Annotated in this window: 20 protein-coding genes; 13 read left to right on the forward strand and 7 right to left on the reverse strand. The window is 59.2% G+C overall.

Features of this window, described 5'->3' with window-relative positions; genetic code table 11:
* Nucleotides 1–223: 223 nt before the first annotated feature.
* On the reverse strand, nucleotides 224–742 hold the full coding sequence (hcp1, locus tag GWQ22_RS12240; protein ID WP_042019066.1) for a type VI secretion system effector Hcp1: 519 nt from the start codon (nucleotides 740–742) through the stop codon (nucleotides 224–226).
* A 229-nt stretch (nucleotides 743–971) separates the two neighbouring features.
* Nucleotides 972–1772, reverse strand: a complete 801-nt coding sequence (locus tag GWQ22_RS12245; RefSeq protein WP_275930465.1) for a LuxR family transcriptional regulator — start codon at nucleotides 1770–1772, stop codon at nucleotides 972–974.
* Nucleotides 1773–1982: 210 nt separating this feature from the next.
* On the opposite strand from GWQ22_RS12245, the gene GWQ22_RS12250 reads away from it, so the two are divergent.
* The 6 genes from GWQ22_RS12250 (at nucleotide 1983) to GWQ22_RS12275 (ending at nucleotide 5242) form a co-directional block, all read left to right on the forward strand.
* The gene (locus GWQ22_RS12250) at nucleotides 1983–2126 is read left to right on the forward strand and encodes a hypothetical protein (protein WP_212512831.1); all 144 of its coding nucleotides are present in this window, start codon (nucleotides 1983–1985) and stop codon (nucleotides 2124–2126) included.
* 143 nt (nucleotides 2127–2269) lie between these two features.
* A complete protein-coding gene (locus tag GWQ22_RS12255; protein ID WP_275930466.1) occupies nucleotides 2270–3298 on the forward strand; it encodes a DUF3549 family protein in 1029 nt (342 codons plus the stop codon).
* Between the two features lie 74 nt (nucleotides 3299–3372).
* Nucleotides 3373–3672: a DUF3301 domain-containing protein gene (locus tag GWQ22_RS12260; RefSeq protein WP_108535357.1), complete on the forward strand. Its 300-nt coding sequence runs from the start codon at nucleotides 3373–3375 to the stop codon at nucleotides 3670–3672.
* 135 nt (nucleotides 3673–3807) lie between these two features.
* Nucleotides 3808–4044 (forward strand): DUF2789 domain-containing protein, encoded by a 237-nt coding sequence (locus GWQ22_RS12265; RefSeq protein ID WP_042038116.1) that lies wholly within the window; start codon nucleotides 3808–3810, stop codon nucleotides 4042–4044.
* Between the two features lie 100 nt (nucleotides 4045–4144).
* Nucleotides 4145–4450: a hypothetical protein gene (locus GWQ22_RS12270; RefSeq protein WP_275930467.1), complete on the forward strand. Its 306-nt coding sequence runs from the start codon at nucleotides 4145–4147 to the stop codon at nucleotides 4448–4450.
* 6 nt (nucleotides 4451–4456) lie between these two features.
* Nucleotides 4457–5242, forward strand: a complete 786-nt coding sequence (locus tag GWQ22_RS12275; protein ID WP_042038113.1) for a Zn-ribbon-containing protein — start codon at nucleotides 4457–4459, stop codon at nucleotides 5240–5242.
* A gap of 88 nt (nucleotides 5243–5330) precedes the next feature.
* Here GWQ22_RS12275 and syd read toward each other — a convergent pair whose 3' ends face one another.
* Nucleotides 5331–5879, reverse strand: coding sequence for a SecY-interacting protein (gene syd, locus GWQ22_RS12280; RefSeq protein WP_108535354.1), 549 nt, complete (start codon nucleotides 5877–5879; stop codon nucleotides 5331–5333).
* 167 nt (nucleotides 5880–6046) lie between these two features.
* On the opposite strand from syd, the gene queF reads away from it, so the two are divergent.
* The 7 genes from queF to GWQ22_RS12315 all read left to right on the forward strand — a co-directional run bounded on the left by queF (nucleotide 6047) and on the right by GWQ22_RS12315 (nucleotide 15177).
* The gene (gene queF / locus GWQ22_RS12285) at nucleotides 6047–6895 is read left to right on the forward strand and encodes an NADPH-dependent 7-cyano-7-deazaguanine reductase QueF (protein ID WP_275930468.1); all 849 of its coding nucleotides are present in this window, start codon (nucleotides 6047–6049) and stop codon (nucleotides 6893–6895) included.
* Nucleotides 6896–7022: 127 nt separating this feature from the next.
* The gene (locus GWQ22_RS12290; protein ID WP_275930469.1) at nucleotides 7023–9293 is read left to right on the forward strand and encodes a hypothetical protein; all 2271 of its coding nucleotides are present in this window, start codon (nucleotides 7023–7025) and stop codon (nucleotides 9291–9293) included.
* A 91-nt stretch (nucleotides 9294–9384) separates the two neighbouring features.
* The gene (locus GWQ22_RS12295) at nucleotides 9385–10998 is read left to right on the forward strand and encodes a GGDEF domain-containing protein (RefSeq protein ID WP_275930470.1); all 1614 of its coding nucleotides are present in this window, start codon (nucleotides 9385–9387) and stop codon (nucleotides 10996–10998) included.
* Between the two features lie 150 nt (nucleotides 10999–11148).
* Nucleotides 11149–12504, forward strand: a complete 1356-nt coding sequence (ppnN, locus tag GWQ22_RS12300; protein ID WP_042038105.1) for a nucleotide 5'-monophosphate nucleosidase PpnN — start codon at nucleotides 11149–11151, stop codon at nucleotides 12502–12504.
* A gap of 138 nt (nucleotides 12505–12642) precedes the next feature.
* Nucleotides 12643–13452, forward strand: a complete 810-nt coding sequence (gene xni, locus GWQ22_RS12305) for a flap endonuclease Xni (RefSeq protein ID WP_275930471.1) — start codon at nucleotides 12643–12645, stop codon at nucleotides 13450–13452.
* A 152-nt stretch (nucleotides 13453–13604) separates the two neighbouring features.
* Nucleotides 13605–14612, forward strand: a complete 1008-nt coding sequence (locus GWQ22_RS12310; RefSeq protein ID WP_275930472.1) for an isocitrate dehydrogenase — start codon at nucleotides 13605–13607, stop codon at nucleotides 14610–14612.
* Between the two features lie 121 nt (nucleotides 14613–14733).
* The gene (locus tag GWQ22_RS12315) at nucleotides 14734–15177 is read left to right on the forward strand and encodes a hypothetical protein (protein WP_275930473.1); all 444 of its coding nucleotides are present in this window, start codon (nucleotides 14734–14736) and stop codon (nucleotides 15175–15177) included.
* Nucleotides 15178–15261: 84 nt separating this feature from the next.
* Here GWQ22_RS12315 and rlmM read toward each other — a convergent pair whose 3' ends face one another.
* From rlmM to GWQ22_RS12335, 4 genes are read right to left on the reverse strand one after another with little or no spacing between them, the layout of a single operon-like run.
* Complete coding sequence (rlmM, locus tag GWQ22_RS12320) at nucleotides 15262–16356, reverse strand: 23S rRNA (cytidine(2498)-2'-O)-methyltransferase RlmM (protein WP_042038100.1); 1095 nt, start codon at nucleotides 16354–16356, stop codon at nucleotides 15262–15264.
* Nucleotides 16349–16735 (reverse strand): DUF423 domain-containing protein, encoded by a 387-nt coding sequence (locus GWQ22_RS12325; RefSeq protein ID WP_275930474.1) that lies wholly within the window; start codon nucleotides 16733–16735, stop codon nucleotides 16349–16351. Before GWQ22_RS12325 ends, rlmM begins: the two co-directional genes overlap by 8 nt.
* Nucleotides 16736–16767: 32 nt before the next feature.
* Entirely contained in the window at nucleotides 16768–17406 is a 639-nt protein-coding gene (locus GWQ22_RS12330; RefSeq protein WP_275930475.1) for an alpha/beta fold hydrolase, read from the reverse strand.
* 50 nt (nucleotides 17407–17456) lie between these two features.
* On the reverse strand, nucleotides 17457–18386 hold the full coding sequence (locus GWQ22_RS12335; RefSeq protein ID WP_042038096.1) for a transcriptional regulator GcvA: 930 nt from the start codon (nucleotides 18384–18386) through the stop codon (nucleotides 17457–17459).
* Nucleotides 18387–18533 lie beyond the last annotated feature (147 nt).

Raw genomic sequence — 18533 nt, forward strand, 5'->3', positions numbered from 1 at the left:
ACCAAGCAGTGCAATGGAGGGACACATAATTCAAACCTCTTGTGTGCTTTGCCATCACTCCGCTCTCACTACCACGACATCAATCTCTGGGCAGGGGGATGGCAAAACATAAAAGGCTCCGGCAGCCAAAGACTGGCCGGAGAAACACGGGATAAAGGCCGGTGCACACCGGCCACAAGATACGAAACCTAATACAGGAAATAACGAAATCAGAACGTCAGGCTTATGCCTCGATAGGAGCGCGCCAGTCGTCAGCACCAGAGGTACCGGCAACGGTGTGCTCCCAGTCAATCTTGCGGTAAGCAAGAGAGACCTGGATAAGCTGGGTGAAGTCGGATTTCGCCGGGTCTTGGCAGTGCGGCATCTGGCAGTCGATGTCAACGATGGTGGCATCGGTCAGCACGGTAGAGAAGAAGTGCTCCTGCTTGCCTTCCACAGAGGTGCGGTACCACTTCAGGGTCACTTTCGGCAGCATTTCGCCGGAAGCCAGGGAGTTGTACATCAGCGGCACGGCTTTGTTCAGCGCAACGGTGAACTTGAACGGCTTGTGGACACGCTGACCAGCAGGCTGACCGGATTGCGGGTCGGTCGGTACAGTTACCTGGTGATTGAACTCTTGTACCAGCATCTCGTCTTCGTGACCTTGTACGAAGATGTTGCCGACGGAGTCGGAGGTGAAGGCACCAGCGGTGATGTTGCCCTGGGTTTTACCTTCGATGCTGATATAACATGGAGTTGGCATGTGTATGCTCCTAAATAGGTGGGTTAAATGAGCTAGCACTCGACCAAACCCCTAGCAGTGACCGTGCCAACTTTTCGTTTCATTATTTATCAATGACTTACCGCCAACCCATAGCCTCAACCGCACAACTCTGAGCAAGCTTTCGCTCAAACAGTGCACATATCTCAGAAAATATTGCTCAAACAGTGATTTAGCCTAATATGTGGGCAACAAATTGCGCCAGTCAGAATTATTGACCGTCCTCATCAACATTCCCCACTAACGCAGCATCGATATTGAGCCGCACCAGCCCCTGCTTGAGCGCCCAAGATATCGCCTGGCTTTTATTGCTTGCTCCCAGCTTCTCGGCAATACGCTCCAGGTGAAAGGTCACCGTTCTAGGGGTGATGCCCAGGATTTTGCCGATATCACTGACTTGCTTCCCCTCTGCCGCCCACTGGCAGACCTCCAGTTCCCGCAAGCTTAAAGGGTCACGCGGTGGCATTGCTGACGAACACACCCGTGCAACGGCTTCGAAGACATGGCTTGATAGCCAGCTAAGAAAAGGAACCGCGCTAAGCCATTGATGTTCAGTGCGTGGTGTCCGCATGATAAGAGAGAGCAGCCCTACATGGCCATTAGGCCCATGCCAGGGGATCGTGATGCCATCACGCAGACCAGCATCCTGTGCCTGCAGCATCACCTCAAGCCCATCGATATCTTGTTGGTCGCAACACTCGGTGATGAGATTAGCCCACAGGATGGGTGTGCTCTGCGTCATCCCCTTGCGCACCACAGGGTCTACAGCAAAGAAGTTCTGCGCATCATAGATCTGCACCCACTGGGCAGGACAGCCATTGAAAATGCGCACCTCGGGACGCTGGATAGAGCTTGGCGAGATGAACGCCAGCCGAAAGTGGTCAAAGCCCATCTGCTGGCTGAGGGCACGCAACAGCGCGACTATAGTGTGCTCGTCAGTGGCCGTATCGAACTGGGTGATGAGCGTCAGTGCGTCGGCAGTATTGAGAAAATGCAACGGGGTAGTGGTCAAACATTCAGCTTACATGCGATAAAACGTACTAAATAGTACCAACAATCAATCAGATAGCACACTCCCCCCAACAGAAAAGAAGAAAATGGCCACACAATCAATCGGCATGAGCCCACAAGCCTAGATTAGGAACTCCTCCATCTGACGGTCTGGCTTGAGCTGCTCAGCCTAGCATTTGGGCGTGCGGCCCTGACCGGTTCAGGTGCGCGCTTGCCCATTCTCGACATAACGGTACGTCGTGCAGATGCCAGTTTCGCTTCGCTGCTGGTAACGGCGGCAGGAGCAGCGCCAACCGGCATTGTTGCCCAAATTGATGCGGTTGGAACGGCATTAACTGAGAAGGCGGTGATCTGATCACCATAATTCCTTTCAAGTCTGCATCCATGGGCAAGGCGCTTCACCCCATCACGGGCGGTGAGGCCGAAGTCTGCCCCTCACTGGCTATCTGATATAACCGCTTTATAATCGGCCCGCATCACCCTTAGCCGGATCACATCATGTCTACCATCAACACGCTGACCGAGTTTCTGACCCAGGCCGATACCCAGTTTCAACTGTTCGACATGGGTCGTCAGGTGCGGCCGCTACCGAGCGATACCTTCGTGCGCATCGAGCAGCAGCAGGAACCCTATCCCTGGCCCCTGCAACAGCACGCCTGGCTCGGCGTCCACTTCTTCCAGCCGGCGGAGTCCAGGCACTACCTCTGGTTCCTCAAGTTTGCGCTCGATGAGCGCGGCCTGCTCATCGGCAGCGGCCCCAAACTCTTCATGGATCAGGTGGTCGAGACCCTGGGCTACAAGCTGACCGGTGATCTGGATGAAGAGAAGGCCCAGCGACTGGCCGACAACCCCTACACCTTCCGCCCGGCCGAGGCCAAGATGGCCAGCCTGCATGCCAAGCTGGCCCGCCAGCTGGAACAAGCCCCTTCCGCCTACTACGACGCCCTGTGTCACTATCTGGCAGCCCCCGGTGACGAAGGCTGGCAGGCGCTGGGCCTGCAAGGCTTCGCCGACCTGGCCGAGCGGCTGCAGGACGAGCGCAATCTGGCACTGGTGTGCAAGGCGCTGCCAAAGCTGCCTCAGGCGCCGCTCTACGCCCTGTGCCAGAGCCTGGAAAATGTCCCGCTGCCGCCGGCCGTGCAGGGTGCCCTGTTCGAGCGCATCGGCAAGGAGCAGGAGGGCGCCGAGCCCGACCCCGAAACACTGGCCTACCTGTGCCGGGCGCTGGCCTCGTGCAACGGCAATGCCATGCGTACCAACAAGCTGCTGACCCTGCTGCAAACCCAGCCGAGCCCGGCCCTGCTGCTCGCCATCGCCGGTCGCCTCTGGCTCGACCTGAAGGTACCGAACCTGCTCGGTCTGTTCCTGGAGCAGTTGGCGCTGCAACCGACCCAGTTCTTCAATCAGGTGTTTGCCGAGCTGGTGACCCTGCCGGCCCTGCGCGATGATATGCTGGCCAGATTGCGGGATCCGGCGCGAAGCGATGCGCTCGGTCAGGCCATAGGTCGCCTGTTTGCCGCAGCGTAACGGTTGATGGAATAGCGGCCGGGTGGCTCGCCACCCGGTCCACACAAGGCCACATCACACAGAAGGAGCCCTCGATGGGTGAAATGCTCGGTATCTTGCTGCTTATCTTCATCGGCGCAGCCTTCTGGCATCAGCGCCGCCAGGCCGAGCTCGCCTGGCAATACATGCGCCGTTACTGCCAGCATCACGATTTGCAGCTGCTGTCGCTGGCACGCAGCCACCGTGCGCTGGCGCACCAACCGCTGCGGCTCTTGACCTACTACGAGTTTGAATTTTCCAGCGATGGTGAGAGCAACTATCAAGGACAATTGCGCATGCAGGGACTGCACATCGTCGGCGTCGACCTGCCCCCCCATCGCATGCCATCCCAGTAAGCCAGCCAGTGCGGCTCCCGCTGGCCAGAGACCAAGTCGGGCCAGCCACTTTGCCTCTAACGTATGCCATCGCAATAGCAAGCCGGCACGGATCCGGACCTATAATTTTCAGGAATGCCCCTCGGGAGAGATGAGATGGAATTCCTGACCCACGACCTGTCCGCCCTGTTTGCCCAGCTGGGCCTGGCCAACGACGAGTTGAGCCAACACCGCTTCATCCACGAACACAGGCTGGACAATCAGACCCTGCTGCCCGAGGCCGCTTTCTGGACCCAATCCCAGGCCAACTTCCTGCGCGATGCGCTCTGGGATGATGCGGACTGGTCGGAAGCCATCGATCAGCTGGATGTGCGGCTGCGCCAGAGCGATTGAGCCTCCTCCTCTCGCCAGCCCGCTTTCCAGACGAAGGCGGTTTGGTTAAGCTCTGTGCCCCGTCCAGCCCGTATTACCGCCATCCTGCGCAGGAGCCCCCATGTCCGCCCAAGAGATCATCCGCATTGCCAACGAACTGGCCGCGAAGGGGATCACCCCCTCCACCGCCATGATCAAGGCTCGCCTCAGCCAGCCCGTGCCCATGGCCGAGCTGCTCAAGGTGCTGAGCCAGTGGAAACAGCAACCCCAGCCCACAGAATCATCAGCGGCCACCACGCCTGCGGTTGCCAAGCCCGAGATGGCGCCCGATGCCGTCAACCTGCAGCAGCTGAGCGATCAGCTCAACCGGCTCGAGCAGAAGGTCGATCGCCTGACCACCCTGCTGCTTCAACGCCAGCCGGACTGAGCACCCATGTACATTCTCGAACTCAGCTTTGAATGCTATCGCGATACCTCCCTCGGTGAGGCCGAACGGGCCATCGTCAACTACCTGGACATGCTGCGCTATCAGGGCCAGATCCTTGGCCGGGAGTTTCCCACCAGCATGCAGCAGGGTCAGTTCATCAGCCGGGTAGTCTGCCCCGAGCAGGACAGCCTGCACCCGGACAACCAGAGCGAGCAGGTCAAACTGGCCGAACAGCAGCTCAATCAGGCGGGACTGCTCGCGCCAAAACTCCAGCTGCAAGGCGTGGATCTGCTCTCCGATAGCACGGATCCTTGCGGCCACACCGACGAGCGGCCGAGCTGGATGCTGCTCTACACCAGCTTCCTGCACACCTGCTCGCCACTGCGCTGTGGCGACCACTTCGCCCCCATACCGCTCTATCGGCTGCCCGCCATTGCCAACGGTGACCACAAGCAGATCATCAAGTGGCAGGAGGATTGGGAGGCGTGTGATCAGCTGCAGATGAACGGCTCCATCGCCGAACACGCGGCATTGCACGAAATAGGCGAGGTAGGCAGCCGGCTGCAACGCCGTGGCAGCGATCTCGGCAAGCGGCTGGAGGCCCTGAGCGGCATTCCTACCTATTACTATCTCTACCGGGTCGGCGGGCTGAGCGCCGCCGAAGAGAAGGCCCGCCCCTGCCCTGGCTGCGGTGGCGAGTGGGCGCTAGCCGAACCCCTGCACGAAATCTTCGATTTCAAGTGCGATCCCTGCCGGCTGATCTCCAACCTCTCCTGGGACTTCAAGGATTAGGCGCCACGCCAACCTGTGATAAAGGGGCAATGAAAAAGAGCCTTGCCAAGCGGCAAGGCTCTTTTCGTTCGAATTGGTGCAAGGCCCCTTATTGCGGCAAGGTCTCCAGCCGCGCGAGAAAAGCGGACAAGGAGGGCGCCAGCACCAAACGGCGGCCGGAGTCGAGCCACTCCAGCCACACCTGACCACTCTCATTATCAAGGGAGATCAGCGTCATCTCGTGGCGGGTGGTGGCGATGAAGATCGATGGCGCACGCTTCAACTTGCGCAGCATCAGCAGGTGGCCGATGAGGTTTTCCCTGAGCAGGTCCAGATCCGCCTCGTTCCACGGCAGGATCAACTCAAGGCGCAACCCCTTGTAGGAACAGGGAATGGGGCGGCTGAACCAGTGGCCAAACAGGGCAAGGGCTGCGGGATGCAGGACCAGCTCCAACGCATCGGCCATGGCTGCGAAGTCAGCGGGTTCGCTGCGCTGATACGGACGCCAGGCGACCCGCCCTTCTCTGGGCTCATCCAGCTCGCAAGGGGAGCGCCAGTCTGCCTCCCATTCACACAGGGGCAGTCCTCGCCTTGCCTCGCCATCACGCTGCCAGCGTAAAAAAAAGTGTTCCAGGGCAGACAAGACTTGATCCGACATCGAAATTCCCCACAATTGCTGCCAAAGTCCACTATTGCACCATCAAAGCCGTGAGCAGACAAGGTGAAGCGCGAGACACCGCTACTTGGCGGCTATCATCCCGCGGCACCGACCTGGGGCAAGGCTGCCAGTGCAATGGCTCATTCAACGTCCGGATCATCAAACACATGAGCAAACAAGAGAGATACGCAGGTGCCCACGCCTTGCAGGGGCTGAGCCTGGGCCAGCAGTCTGCCTACATCAGCCAGTACTGCCCGGCCCTGCTGCAACCGGTACCGCGCAGCCTGAACCGCGACGACCTCGGCCTGACCGGCACGCTACCGTTCCAGGGTTGTGACGTCTGGACCCTGTACGAGCTCTCCTGGCTCAATGCCAAAGGCAAGCCCATGGTCGCCGTCGGCGAGATCTCAGTCCCGGCCACCAGCGTCAACCTCATCGAATCCAAGTCGTTCAAACTCTACCTCAACGCCTTCAACCAGACCCGGTGCGACTCGCTGGAAGCGGTACAGGCGCTGCTGGTCAAGGATCTCAGTACCTGCGCCGGCAGCGATGTGAGCGTCACCCTGTTCCCGCTGACTCAGGCACCTCATCACATTGCGACCCTGCCGGGAGAGTGCATCGATGAGCAAGACATAGACGTGGACTGTTACGAGTTCGATGCCGAGCTGCTGCAAGGGGCGGCGAGCAATGAGGAGGTGGAAGAGACACTGCACAGCCACCTGCTCAAGTCCAACTGCCTGGTGACCAGCCAGCCGGACTGGGGATCCGTGGTGATCCACTATCGTGGCCCGCGACTGGATCGGGAAAAACTGTTGCGCTACCTCATCTCGTTTCGTCAGCACAACGAGTTCCACGAGCAGTGCATCGAGCGGATCTTCACCGATCTCAAGCACCAATGTCGCCCTAGCCAGCTGACTGTCTATGCCCGCTATACCCGCCGTGGTGGACTGGACATCAACCCGTTTCGCAGCGATTGGGAAGTTCCTCCCGCCAACCTGCGCCTTATCCGCCAGTAAACGCCGGGCGCAGTTGACAAAGAGGGGCCTGGATCCCAGGCCCCTTCCTCCCCCCCGCCAGTAAACGCTGGACGTGCAGGGGGGGGCTTGGATAACATGCCCACACCCCTGTGCTGTCCTTAATCCAATGAATCAACTGTTTTTTCTGGCAATGATGATGTCCTCCCTGTCGGCTCCTAATCTGGATCTGGCCAAGGAGCAGTTGTCTATCGATCTGCAGCAGGCCCAGACCCTGGTGCTCACCGATCCTGCCAGATGCGTCCAGATCACCTCGGCCTTCCTGACGCGCACAGCCAATAACCCCAAGCAAATCATCAGCAATCGCCAGGAGTACGGCTATCGCGAACCATTGCTGAGCTATGGCACGGCCGCCCAAGCCACCAGCGCCCACCTGCTCAAGGGGGAGTGTCTGCTGCAACTGGGGCAGTTCCAGGCAGCCCAGAAGTCGCTCGATCAGGGCATCGCCATGGCTGCCAAAGAGCAGCAACTGGAGTTGCAGGCCCATGGCCTCTACCTCAAGGTCCGCAGCCAGAATCTGCAGGATCACTCCCATGGTGCCAGCGCAATCCTGCTCGGCCAGCTGGAGACCCTGCTCAGCAACCCCAGCCTCAAAGAGAGCCAGCTGCAGGTCTACAGCCGCTTGCTGCGCACCAACGCCAGCATAGAGGCACACCAGTTCGACGAGGCTAAACGCCAGCTGGCCGAGGCTCGGCGCTGGGCAGACAAGACCAGGGAGCCGCTGGCCAGTGCCTGGGTCAGCGCGGTGAGCGGCGATCTCTACCATGCCCTCAGGCAGCCCCAGCTCTCCCTCGGTGACTACATCGACGCCCAGCAACAGGCCAGGGGGCTGCAGGATCCCCTCTTCCTCGGGCTGCTGTCGAACCAGATAGTGAACCTCTATCAGGCGGAACATGAACCGCAGAAGGCGCTGCAGTATGCCAATGAGGCCGCCAACTACTTTCATGCCCTCGGCAACCCCTCCCTGCTCAGCGATTCGCTGATCGTGCTCGCCCGCCTCAACCGGGAGCAGGGCGAAATGAACATGGCGCTGGTCTACTTCTTCAATGCGCTGGATCTGCTGGACGAAGGCAACAATCGCACCCGCATCGCCCATCTCAAGTACGAGATAGGCAAGACCTATCTGCAAACCGGCAACCTGACCCTGGCCCGCAACTACCTCACTGCGGCACGCCAGTCCCACGAGCTGGGCGACGACAAGGAGCCGCTCATCGACACCCTGCTGCTGCTGGGTGAGCTGCACCTCAAGCAGAAGGAGGACGGCATCGCCATCCTGCAGCTGGAAAACGCGCTGGCGCTGGCCAACCAGATCGGCGATGCCCAGCGCCAGTTCGAGATCTTCCGCCTGCTCTCGGTGGCCTACGAGCAGAAGGGCCACCTCCAGCAGGCGCTGGACAGCTACAAGCATTTCCACCAGCGCAGCGAGCAGGTACGCCAGCAGCAGGTCGATCTGGAGCAGGAGGCGATCCGCGACAACTATGTCCAGGTGGAGCGGGAGCAGCAGATCAAGGAGCTGGAACAGCAGCTCAAAACCAGCCGGCACCAGCAGGATCGCTACCTCTGGTCGAGCGTCATCACAGGCCTGCTGCTGACCCTGTTCATCTATTTGTTCTTCACCCTCTGGCTCAAGCTCCGCGTCGCCCGCCTGCAAGGCAAGCAGCGGGGTGAGGCCATCTTGATCGAGCCGCGCACCGGCTTGGCCAACTGGCAGCGGCTGATGAACCGTTGGCCACGCGAGATGGCCAGGCGCCAGCAAACATCAGAACGCTGGTATCTGAGCGATCTGCCCACCAGCGAATTTGACGACAAGCTGCACTATCTGTTGTTTAGAGTGCCCTTCCTGGTCAACAGCATGGAACATCACGGCTATCAGGTGAGCCGCGAGATAGAGCAGGCCTTCGGCAGCTATGTCAACGGGCTGACACCGCAGGATGGGCGCATCTATGACCTGCGTGAAGGTCATTTGCTCTACGTGGTGCCCCAGCGCCATGTGGAAGATCTGCACCGGCTGGCCCAGGATCTGCTCGCAACCCTTGCCGCCTTCCCCTGCCAGCACCCGCTGGAACGCCACATCAGCCTCGGCATCGTCAGCCACCCCTTCCTGCCCAAGGCGGCGACCGCCCTCGATCACCACGGCCTGTTCGACCTCTGTTATCTGGCACTGGCAGGAGCGATTCAGCTCAGTGAAAAACACCAGCAAAGTGTCTGGCTGGAGCTGGCCGCTATCGATTGCCAACAGGCCGCGTTTTTTAATGGGGATGTGTGGCAATGCTGCTTGATGGCAATTGACAAGGGACTGGTAAAAGTAAATTCTTCTCATGAAAAGCAATGGGTTAATTGGCTTCGACTTGCACGGACGAAAGCGCCGGATGGCCAATGACAACATAGATAATCAATTGGGTCTGGAACCGGGTTCGACCGCCGTTGCTATCCAACACAAAAACGATAATGACAACAGGGCGACCTGAATAATGAATGATATCGCTGCCGTAGCAGGACAATTGGCCAGACTCAGGGAATCCCTTCAGCAAAAGCAGCTGGAGCTCGACGGCGTGCTCTCGTTTTCCGATGCAGAGCGTGCTCGCGGCATCGAGTTTATCAACAAGTTGATGCTCTTCTGTCGTGGCTTCGACCGTGAGCTGGACAATCGCTTCGCCAAGCTCAAGCAGAAACTGGATAACAATCCCGCATTCACCTCGCTGGACGCCGATCTGCTGGCCATTGAAAAACTGCTGCAGCAACACAGCAATGCGCTGGAAGAGTCCATTAACCTGACCAAGTCCGCCATCGACCTTGGCTCCAAGCAGCTCAAGTCCATCAAGGGCTTCCCGGAGGATACCCGCAAGTCCCTCAAGGCGTTTCTGGCAAGTCCAGATGGCTATGGCATTGGCGATCATCAGAAGAAGGTGATCCGGCTGCTGGAGTTCTACCAGCAGGCCATCAAAATCCAGCTGCTACCGACCCAGCCCCTGCAGGATCCCGTCGCCAGCACGCCTGTCATCGCTATAGCCGAACTCTCTTGCCCCGAGCCAACCATCCCGTTTGATGCCAAGACCCACGCCCACATAGCCGACGAGTTGCAGCGGCTCATCACAGAGCTGGACTTTGCCGGTGCCATCGGCGAGAGGCTGGCGGATATCCGTCGCCAGCTGCTCCATGGCATCACCCCGCCGCAGCTGGCCGAGATCTGCCTGCAGGTGATCGAGCTCATCATAGAGGGCACCCGCGAGGAGCGAAAATCCTCCCAGGCCTTCCTGAGCACCCTCAACGAAAGCCTCTCGGCGGTGCATTTCAGCTTCACCGAATCTCTCGACGAAGGGCGCGCCCTGCAAAGCGCCACCCAGGATACCCGTCAGGCCATCGACAAGGAGCTGCGCGCCATCGACCATACCCTGGCCAGCAACGACTCATTCGATGAGCTCAAGGGCGCTATCTCGGGCCACATGGGTGCCATCAATCTGCTGTTACAGGACAGGGAAGCCATGGCCGCCCGCGAGCGTCACCTGCTCACCCGCCTCTCCAACATGGAGGCCAAGCTGCGACTGATGAAGGAGGAGACCGCCGAGTACAAGAAACGGCTCACCATCCAGAAACACAAGCTGTTCCTCGACAGCCTGACCCAGGTGCATAACCGGGCGGCGCTGGACGAGCGGCTCGAACTCGAATACAAGCGCTGGCTGCGCTACGGCACACCACTCTGTCTGGCCATCATCGACATCGATCACTTCAAGAACATCAACGACAACTACGGCCACATGGCCGGTGACAAGGCGTTGAAGGTGGTTGCCAAGGCGCTGCTGGGAGCCCTGCGTGACACCGACTTCATCGCCCGCTTCGGCGGCGAGGAGTTTGTAGTGCTGCTGCCGAACATCAACCCCGACAAGTACCAGAAACCGCTGGAGACCCTGCGCCAGACCATCAAAACTATCCCGTTCCGCTTTCGCGATGCCAGGGTCGAGATCACCATCTCCATCGGCGCCACCCTGTTCCGGGAAGGGGATAACACCTCGGATGCGTTCGAACGGGCCGACAAGGCGCTCTACAGCTCCAAGCACTCGGGCCGGGATCAGGTCAACCTGGGCTAATGGCAGTCTAAAAAAGCAGCAAACGCACTTCTCCCCTATTCCCCTGCCCCACCGCTTACCTCTACTATCAAATTCAAGGGATTCCACATGGCATCCCGTTTTCTCCCCAGGGAAAAGCACAACGATAACAAGCGAGTGAAAGGGGAACCTATGATTACGCACATCAATCCTGTCGGCAGCATGGACTTGCTGTCACAACTCGAGGTGGATCGCCTCAAACAAACAGCCTCCAGCGATATCTATCAACTGTTTCGCAACTGCTCGCTGGCAGTGCTCAACTCAGGTAGCCATACCGACAGCTCCAAAGAGATACTGGAGCGTTTCAAATCCTTTGATATTCATGTGATCCGGCGCGAGCGTGGGGTCAAACTCGAACTGTTCAATGCCCCCGAACACGCCTTTGTGGATGGCGAAATCATTCGTGGCATTCAGGAGCACCTCTTCTCCGTGCTGCGCGACATCCTCTATGTCTCGACCCAGCTGGAGTCGAACCGGCTGGTCAACCTGACCAGCTCCACCCACATCTCCAACGTGGTGTTCGCCATATTGCGTAACGCCAAGGCTATCCTGCCGGGTGCGGATCCCAATCTGGTGGTCTGCTGGGGCGGCCACTCCATCAACGAAATCGAGTACCAGTACACCCGCGCGGTGGGCAACGAACTGGGGCTGCGCGAGCTCAATATCTGTACCGGCTGCGGCCCGGGGGCCATGGAAGGGCCCATGAAGGGCGCCGCCGTCGGCCACGCCAAACAGCGAGTGCGCAATGGCCGTTACATAGGGCTGACCGAGCCGTCCATCATAGCCGCCGAGCCGCCCAACCCCATCGTCAACGAGCTGGTGATACTGCCGGATATCGAGAAACGACTGGAGGCCTTTGTGCGTCTGGGCCACGGCATCATCATCTTCCCGGGCGGTGTCGGCACAGCCGAAGAGCTGCTCTACCTGCTCGGCATCATGATGCACCCCGCCAACGAGCGGCAGCCCATACCGATTATCTTGACCGGTCCCAAGGAGAGCGCCGATTACTTCCGCGCCATTGATGACTTCGTCAAGGCAACCCTGGGTGAACCCGCCACCAGCCTCTACCGCATCATCGTCGGCGATGCGCCGGAAGTAGCCCGGGTGATGAAGGAGGCAATGCCGAAAATTCGCGAATATCGCAAATCCGTCGGCGACGCTTACTCCTTCAACTGGTCCCTCAAGATCGAGCCCGAATTCCAGCTGCCATTCGAGCCGGATCACGCCAACATGGCCAGCCTGGACCTGCATCGCAATCAGCCGCCCCAGCTGCTGGCGGCGAACCTGCGCCGTGCCTTCTCCGGTATCGTCGCTGGCAACGTCAAGGAAGGGGGCATTCGCGCCATCGAGAAGAAGGGCCCCTTCAAGCTGCACGGCGACAAGGAGCTGATGCACCTGATGGACAAGCTGCTGGAGAGCTTCGTCAAGCAGCAACGGATGAAGCTGCCGGGCAGCCAGTATGTGCCCTGCTACGAGATAGTGCGCTAAGGCAGGCACGCAATACGAAGAGAGGGGCGCATTGGCGCCCCTCTTTACTGACAGGCCTCTGGCACACGGATGCCATCAATCCCCCATCAGGGCGGACTGTTTGTTACAATGGCGCGTCTCGACCGCCAAGAGTGTCCCATGTCAACTATCAGGCCACACCTGCTCATCATTGATGCCCTCAACCTCATCCGTCGTCTGCATGCGGTGCAAGTCCAGCAGGCGCTGACCCCGGCCCAGGCGCTGATCGCCACCCGCGCCAACCTCATCAACACCTGCCGCAAGCTGCTGGCGGGCAGCGAGCCAACCCATGCCATCGCCGTATTTGACGGCGAGGTGCACAGCTGGCGCAAAGAGGTCTATCCGGCCTACAAGGAGGGGCGAACCCCCATGCCGGTCGAGCTGCGTGAAGGCTTGAACACCTTGCAGGATGCGTTCTGGGAGTGCGGCGTGGATGCCCTTCTCTCCCAGACCGACGAGGCAGACGATCTCATCGCCACCCTGTCCAGCGGCATTGCACTGCACGGGGCAAGGGCCACCATCATCTCCACCGACAAAGGGTTTTGTCAGCTCATCTGTCCGCAGATCCAGATCCGTGACTACTTCAACAAGCGCTGGCTGGATGCCGCCTTCGTCGAGCAACAATATGGGGTGGCGCCGGTGCAACTGGTGGATTTCTGGGCCCTGACCGGCATCGGTGGCTCCAACATCAAGGGGGTACCCGGCATTGGCCCCAAGACCGCGACCCTGCTGCTGCAACAACATGGCGATCTCCCGGCGCTGCTCGCAGCCTGTCAGCAGGAGGGCGCCAGCAAGCCCTTGCTCAAGCTGCGCCAACATCAGGATGAGGCCCTGCTGGCCCAGCGGCTGGTGCAGCTGCAGCGGGACATTCCGCTGGGGTTCAACCTGCGGGAGATACGTTATCCTCCCGTGCCCGACAGCGAGGCCTGACAGGCCTCCCGCTATCCTGCCAATCATGACGGGACTCACCTTTGCTGTTGACAAAAGCAGATAGAATGTAAAGAAACATGGAGGGTTAGGTGTAGAAATGGTATAAAACGGCCGAATCCTCCCCCTCTGTTCCCTAGAAGTGGATACGTCTCATGTCAAAAAGAAAAATTACCGTGATCCCCGGCGACGGCATCGGCCCCAGCATCATTGAATCTGCCATCCAGATCCTGACCCACGCCGGTTGCGACTTCGAATATGAATATGCGGACGCCGGTCTGGTTGCCCTCGAGAAGCACGGCGAGCTGCTGCCCCAAGCCACCCTGGATCTGATCGAGAAGAACAAGGTCAGCCTGAAAGGTCCGCTCACCACCCCGGTCGGCGGCGGCTTCACCTCCATCAACGTCTCCCTGCGCAAGAAATTCAACCTCTACGCCAACGTCCGCCCCGTTATCTCCTTCAAGGGCACACGCAGCCGTTACGACAACATCGACATCATCACGGTACGTGAGAACACCGAAGGTATGTACTCGGGCGCCGGCCAGAAGCGCAGCGATGACAACAAGAGCGCCGAGGCGATGAGCATCATCACCCGCGACGGGGCTGAGCGCATCGTCAAGTTCGCCTTCGAGCTGGCCCGTCAGGAAGGGCGCAAGAAGGTCACCATCATCCACAAGGCCAACATCCTCAAGTCCACCTCGGGCCTGTTCCTGGAAGTGGCCCGTGAAGTGGCGGCTCACTATCCGGATATCCAGAGCGAGGAGATGATCGTCGATGCCGCCTGCATGAACCTGGTGATGTACCCGGAGCGATTCGATGTCATGGTTACCACCAACCTGTTCGGCGACATCCTTTCGGATCTGTGCGCGGGTCTGGTGGGTGGCCTTGGCATGGCGCCGGGCGCCAACATAGGTGATGGTGCCGCCATCTTCGAAGCCGTGCACGGTTCGGCACCGGATATCGCGGGCAAGAACATCGCCAACCCGACCTCGGTGATCCTCGCCTCCATCCAGATGCTGGAATATCTGGGCATGCAGGACAAGGCTGAACGCATCCGGGAAGCAGTGCGCGCCACCATAGAATCTGGCGATCGGGTAACCCGGGATCTGGGGGGCACAGCCTCCACCAGCGAGTTCACCCAGTCCATCATAGATCGGCTGTGAACTAGCCTAATAGACTGATTTTAAAAGGGAGCCTCGGCTCCCTTTGTTTTATCTCGCGGCGCGCTCTCCCCCTCATCAATTGGCTACTATGTTCAATAGATAAGGGATTAGGAGATCCATTATGCGCGCTATTTTCAGCCTGCTGCTCATCAACAGCAGCGTCATGGCAGTAGATAGGCCGGTCGACAATGCCTGGAGAGAGCCACCGGCTGCCGCCACCCAGCAAGCCAGCCAGGTCTGGCGCTCCACCCTGGATACCAACGAGCTGCTCAAGGCCCCCAAACCGCTCTCCTTCGGGGTAGAAATCATGACGGACAGCGATGGCAACAAGCAGGTTACCGCCTATCCGACCCTGAATCTGACGGCAGAAAAAAGCGTAAGCCTCTCCTTTGAACAGCACAAACCCAGGATCAAATTCAAGGCAGCGGGCATGGACACCGCCATCAAATTCAGAGGGGATGGGGTAAAACTGCAGTTCAACCCGGTCGACAAGAGTATCCCCTTGCAGATTGAGCTCAAAGTCACGGATGACGAGTCATCACTGCGTCTCGATTACCGCTTCTGACATTGGCTGCATGGCGCAGATAGCAAAAGACCGACGGCATCACTGCCGTCGGTCTTTTTTCTGCTCACGGCAAGGGGCCGGATATCACTCCTTGGCTTCCAGCTTGGAAACCCAGTACTTGTTGTAGACGTGCACTGTGATCTCTTCGCGATCGTGATAGAGCTGCTTGGCCTGAATGACGAAGGCGTTGTCTATCTCCTTGAGCAGGCCGCGCAACACCTCTATGTTGTGCACCGCTTCGGCGTAACGCTTCTTCATCGGCAGCTTGAGGTTGAACATGGCCTCCTGGCAGTCGTTCTCGCGGAACCAGTCGGCGATCATGTGGGTCACCCGTGCTGGCTTCTCGACCATGTCGCACACCAGCCAGTAGATGTTCTTCTTGCTGGGCCGCCAGACGAAACCGTCATCACGCAGGTGCTTGACCTGACCAGTGTCCATCAGGGACTGTGCCATGGTGCCATTATCCACTGCGGTCACCATCATGCCGCGACGCACCAGCTGATGCGTCCAGCCACCCGGGCAGGCGCCCAGATCCACCGCCTTCATGCCGGAGGTGAGACGCAGGTCCCACTCTTCCCGTGGCACGAACACATAGAAGGCCTCTTCCAGCTTGAGGCTGGAGCGGCTCGGTGCATCTGGCGAACAACGCAGGCGAGGAATGCCCATGTGAAATTCAGAGTTGTTGAACGAATAGGAGTAGCCCAGCAACAGGTGATCATTGGCCATGAAGAAAGCATGGAACACCGGGCGGTGCGGCGTCTCTTTCTTGGTCAGGATCTCGTTGCTGCGCAGCGCCTGACGAAGCGGCACGGTGAACTTGCGGCAAAAAGCTGACAGCTCTTTTGCTTCGTTGGTATCAGCGGTTTCAACCCGCAGATCGCCGCAGATAGTGTATTCGCGGGTCGCTTCTATGATGGGCGAGATCCGGTCTGCAACATCCAGATCCTTCAGCTCGTGGGTCACCACCAGCATCTGACGGATAAAGATAAGCTCCCTGAATGGCAGCTTGCGCGCCAGCAGATCGGCCTGCTCCTCGTCATACAACTCGAATATCACATAACCGCTGTCGTCCTTGACCCGGGCGAAACCGTAGCACTGCATGTTACTGGCACGCTCGGTGATCTCTGCCGCCGCCTCTTTCTCAAAACCGGGGCGGCAATAAAGCAGCAGATTATTCATTCTTTCCTCCAAGACGACAGCCAGCCCATATCAGAGCCGCCCATCCCAACATAAAACAGAGGCCACCGGCCGGGGTAATGAGCCCCAGCCCCTTGCTGCCGAGCAGCACCATGGCGTAAATACTGCCGGAAAATCCGAGGATCCCCAGCACAAATGCGAAGCCAGCAAAGGTGATCACCTTGCTGCGCACACCGCACCAACCCAGTACCAGCAGGGCCAATGCGTGAAAAAACTGATACTGCACGGCGGTGTTGAACGCCGCCAGCTGCGAAGGCATGACGCCGCTCGCCGCCAGACCGTGGGCGCCATAAGCCCCCAACAGGGTCGCCGTCAGGCCAAAAAAACCCGCCAGCACCAGCCAATGTCGATGGATCTGCATCCTTAGCTCCCTCGTTGTCTCGTTCACCACCGTCAGGCCTCAACCCGGGTGGTGGCGATAAAGCCCTTTATCCGATCGGCCGCCTGTTGCAGGTTTTCCTGCTCGCTCACACCACTGGCTTTTCGCGGTTTGAAGCCATGGTCACCATCGGTCAGCCAGTGGACCGATACGTGGGGTGAGAAAGGAAAATCTGCCAGTTCGGCACGCGTGCCGAAGGTATCGCGCTCCCCTTGCAACAGCAGGGTCGACGTCTTGATTTGCTTGAGCACCTCGCCCCGCCAGCTGTCGGGCTTGGCCGGGGGGTGGAAAGGATACCCGAGAATGAGCAATCCTGCAGCATTCATCTCGCCCCCTCCTTCGCGATACAGCTCTGCCGCCATGCGTCCCCCCATGGACTTGCCCGCCAGAAACAACCGGGGATGGGCGAATTGCCGCGCCATCTGGCGCCAATGGTCAAGCAACACCGGCTGCCTGTCCGGCGGCCTGCGCTTGCCATCCAGGGCCCGCTTGGTCATGTAGGGGAAGTTGAAACGCACCACCTCGATATCAGGCCCCGCCAACAGGCGTGACAACTCGGAAAGAAAAGCGTGTTCCATGCCGGCACCGGCACCATGGGCCAGTAAAATACGAACGGGGGCATCGCTTGCCCCCTCCCTCATCACGTCACTCATCACGCCACCTGGCAGGTCTCACCCGACAACATGCACCCGTCTGTGGTGACCTAGGCATCGGCTGCATCGGCAAGCCGTGCCCGGCGACGGGCCTCCTCCTGCTCCACCAACTCCAGCATCCAGTCGCGAAAGGCCACTATCTTGCCCTGATCGGACTGCTGCTCCTGGCACACCAGGTAGAAGGCGTTCTTGCTCACCAGCACCTGCTCGAACGGGCAGATGAGTCGGCCCGCTTCGATCTCTGGCTGGGCCAGCACGCTGTGGCCAAGCGCCACACCCTGACCGTGGATCGCCGCCTGGATCACCATGGTCGAGTGGCTGAAGATGGGCCCCTGATTGACATTGGGGGCATCTATGTCGAGCTGGCGAAACCAGGCCTTCCAGTCACGGCGAGAGGTATCGTGCAGCAGGGTATGACGGGTCAGGTCATCCGGGGTGCGCAACGGTTTGGGGCCGGTCAGCAGCAGCGGCGAACAGACGGGGATCAGGTATTCGGTGTGCAGCTTGTCGGATCTCAGCCCTGGCCAGTTGCCACGGCCGTAGTAGATAGCCACGTCCACATCGTCGGTCAGCGACCCCTCGTCCATATCCACCGCCTTGATCCGCACGTCTATGTCCGGATGGCGTTCGCTGAACTTCACCAGCCTGGGCACCAGCCACTGGATGGCAAAACTCGGCTGCAAGCTGACGGTGAGCGCCCCCTTGGCACTGCGGGCCAGTAGCTTGTCGGTCGCCTCCGAGATGGAGGTGAAGATGTCCTTGATGTCTAGGAAGTAGCCCTGCCCCTCCTCGGTCAGCAGCAGGGAGCGGTTCTTGCGACGAAACAGCTTGATGCCGAGATACTCCTCCAGCGCCTTGATCTGGTGACTGATAGCAGCCTGGGTCACGAACAGTTCTTCCGCAGCCCGGGTGAAGCTTAAGTGACGAGCCGCAGCTTCGAATGCTTTCAGTGCATTGAGCGGGGGTAAACGACGAGACATGAGACCAGCCGATGATGAGTTTTTCTAATGGGCGGCATTATAATTTGTCGGTTGCGGGCCGACCAGTGAATAAACATAATTCGCTTCGCAATCCGTTGTCATATGGCTCACTTCTTCTCTTCCATGTTGGTTTACATGTGATTTTTG

It is taken from the genome of Aeromonas sp. 1HA1, from assembly GCF_029237385.1.
In the GTDB taxonomy this organism is placed as follows: Bacteria; Pseudomonadota; Gammaproteobacteria; order Enterobacterales; family Aeromonadaceae; genus Aeromonas; species Aeromonas popoffii.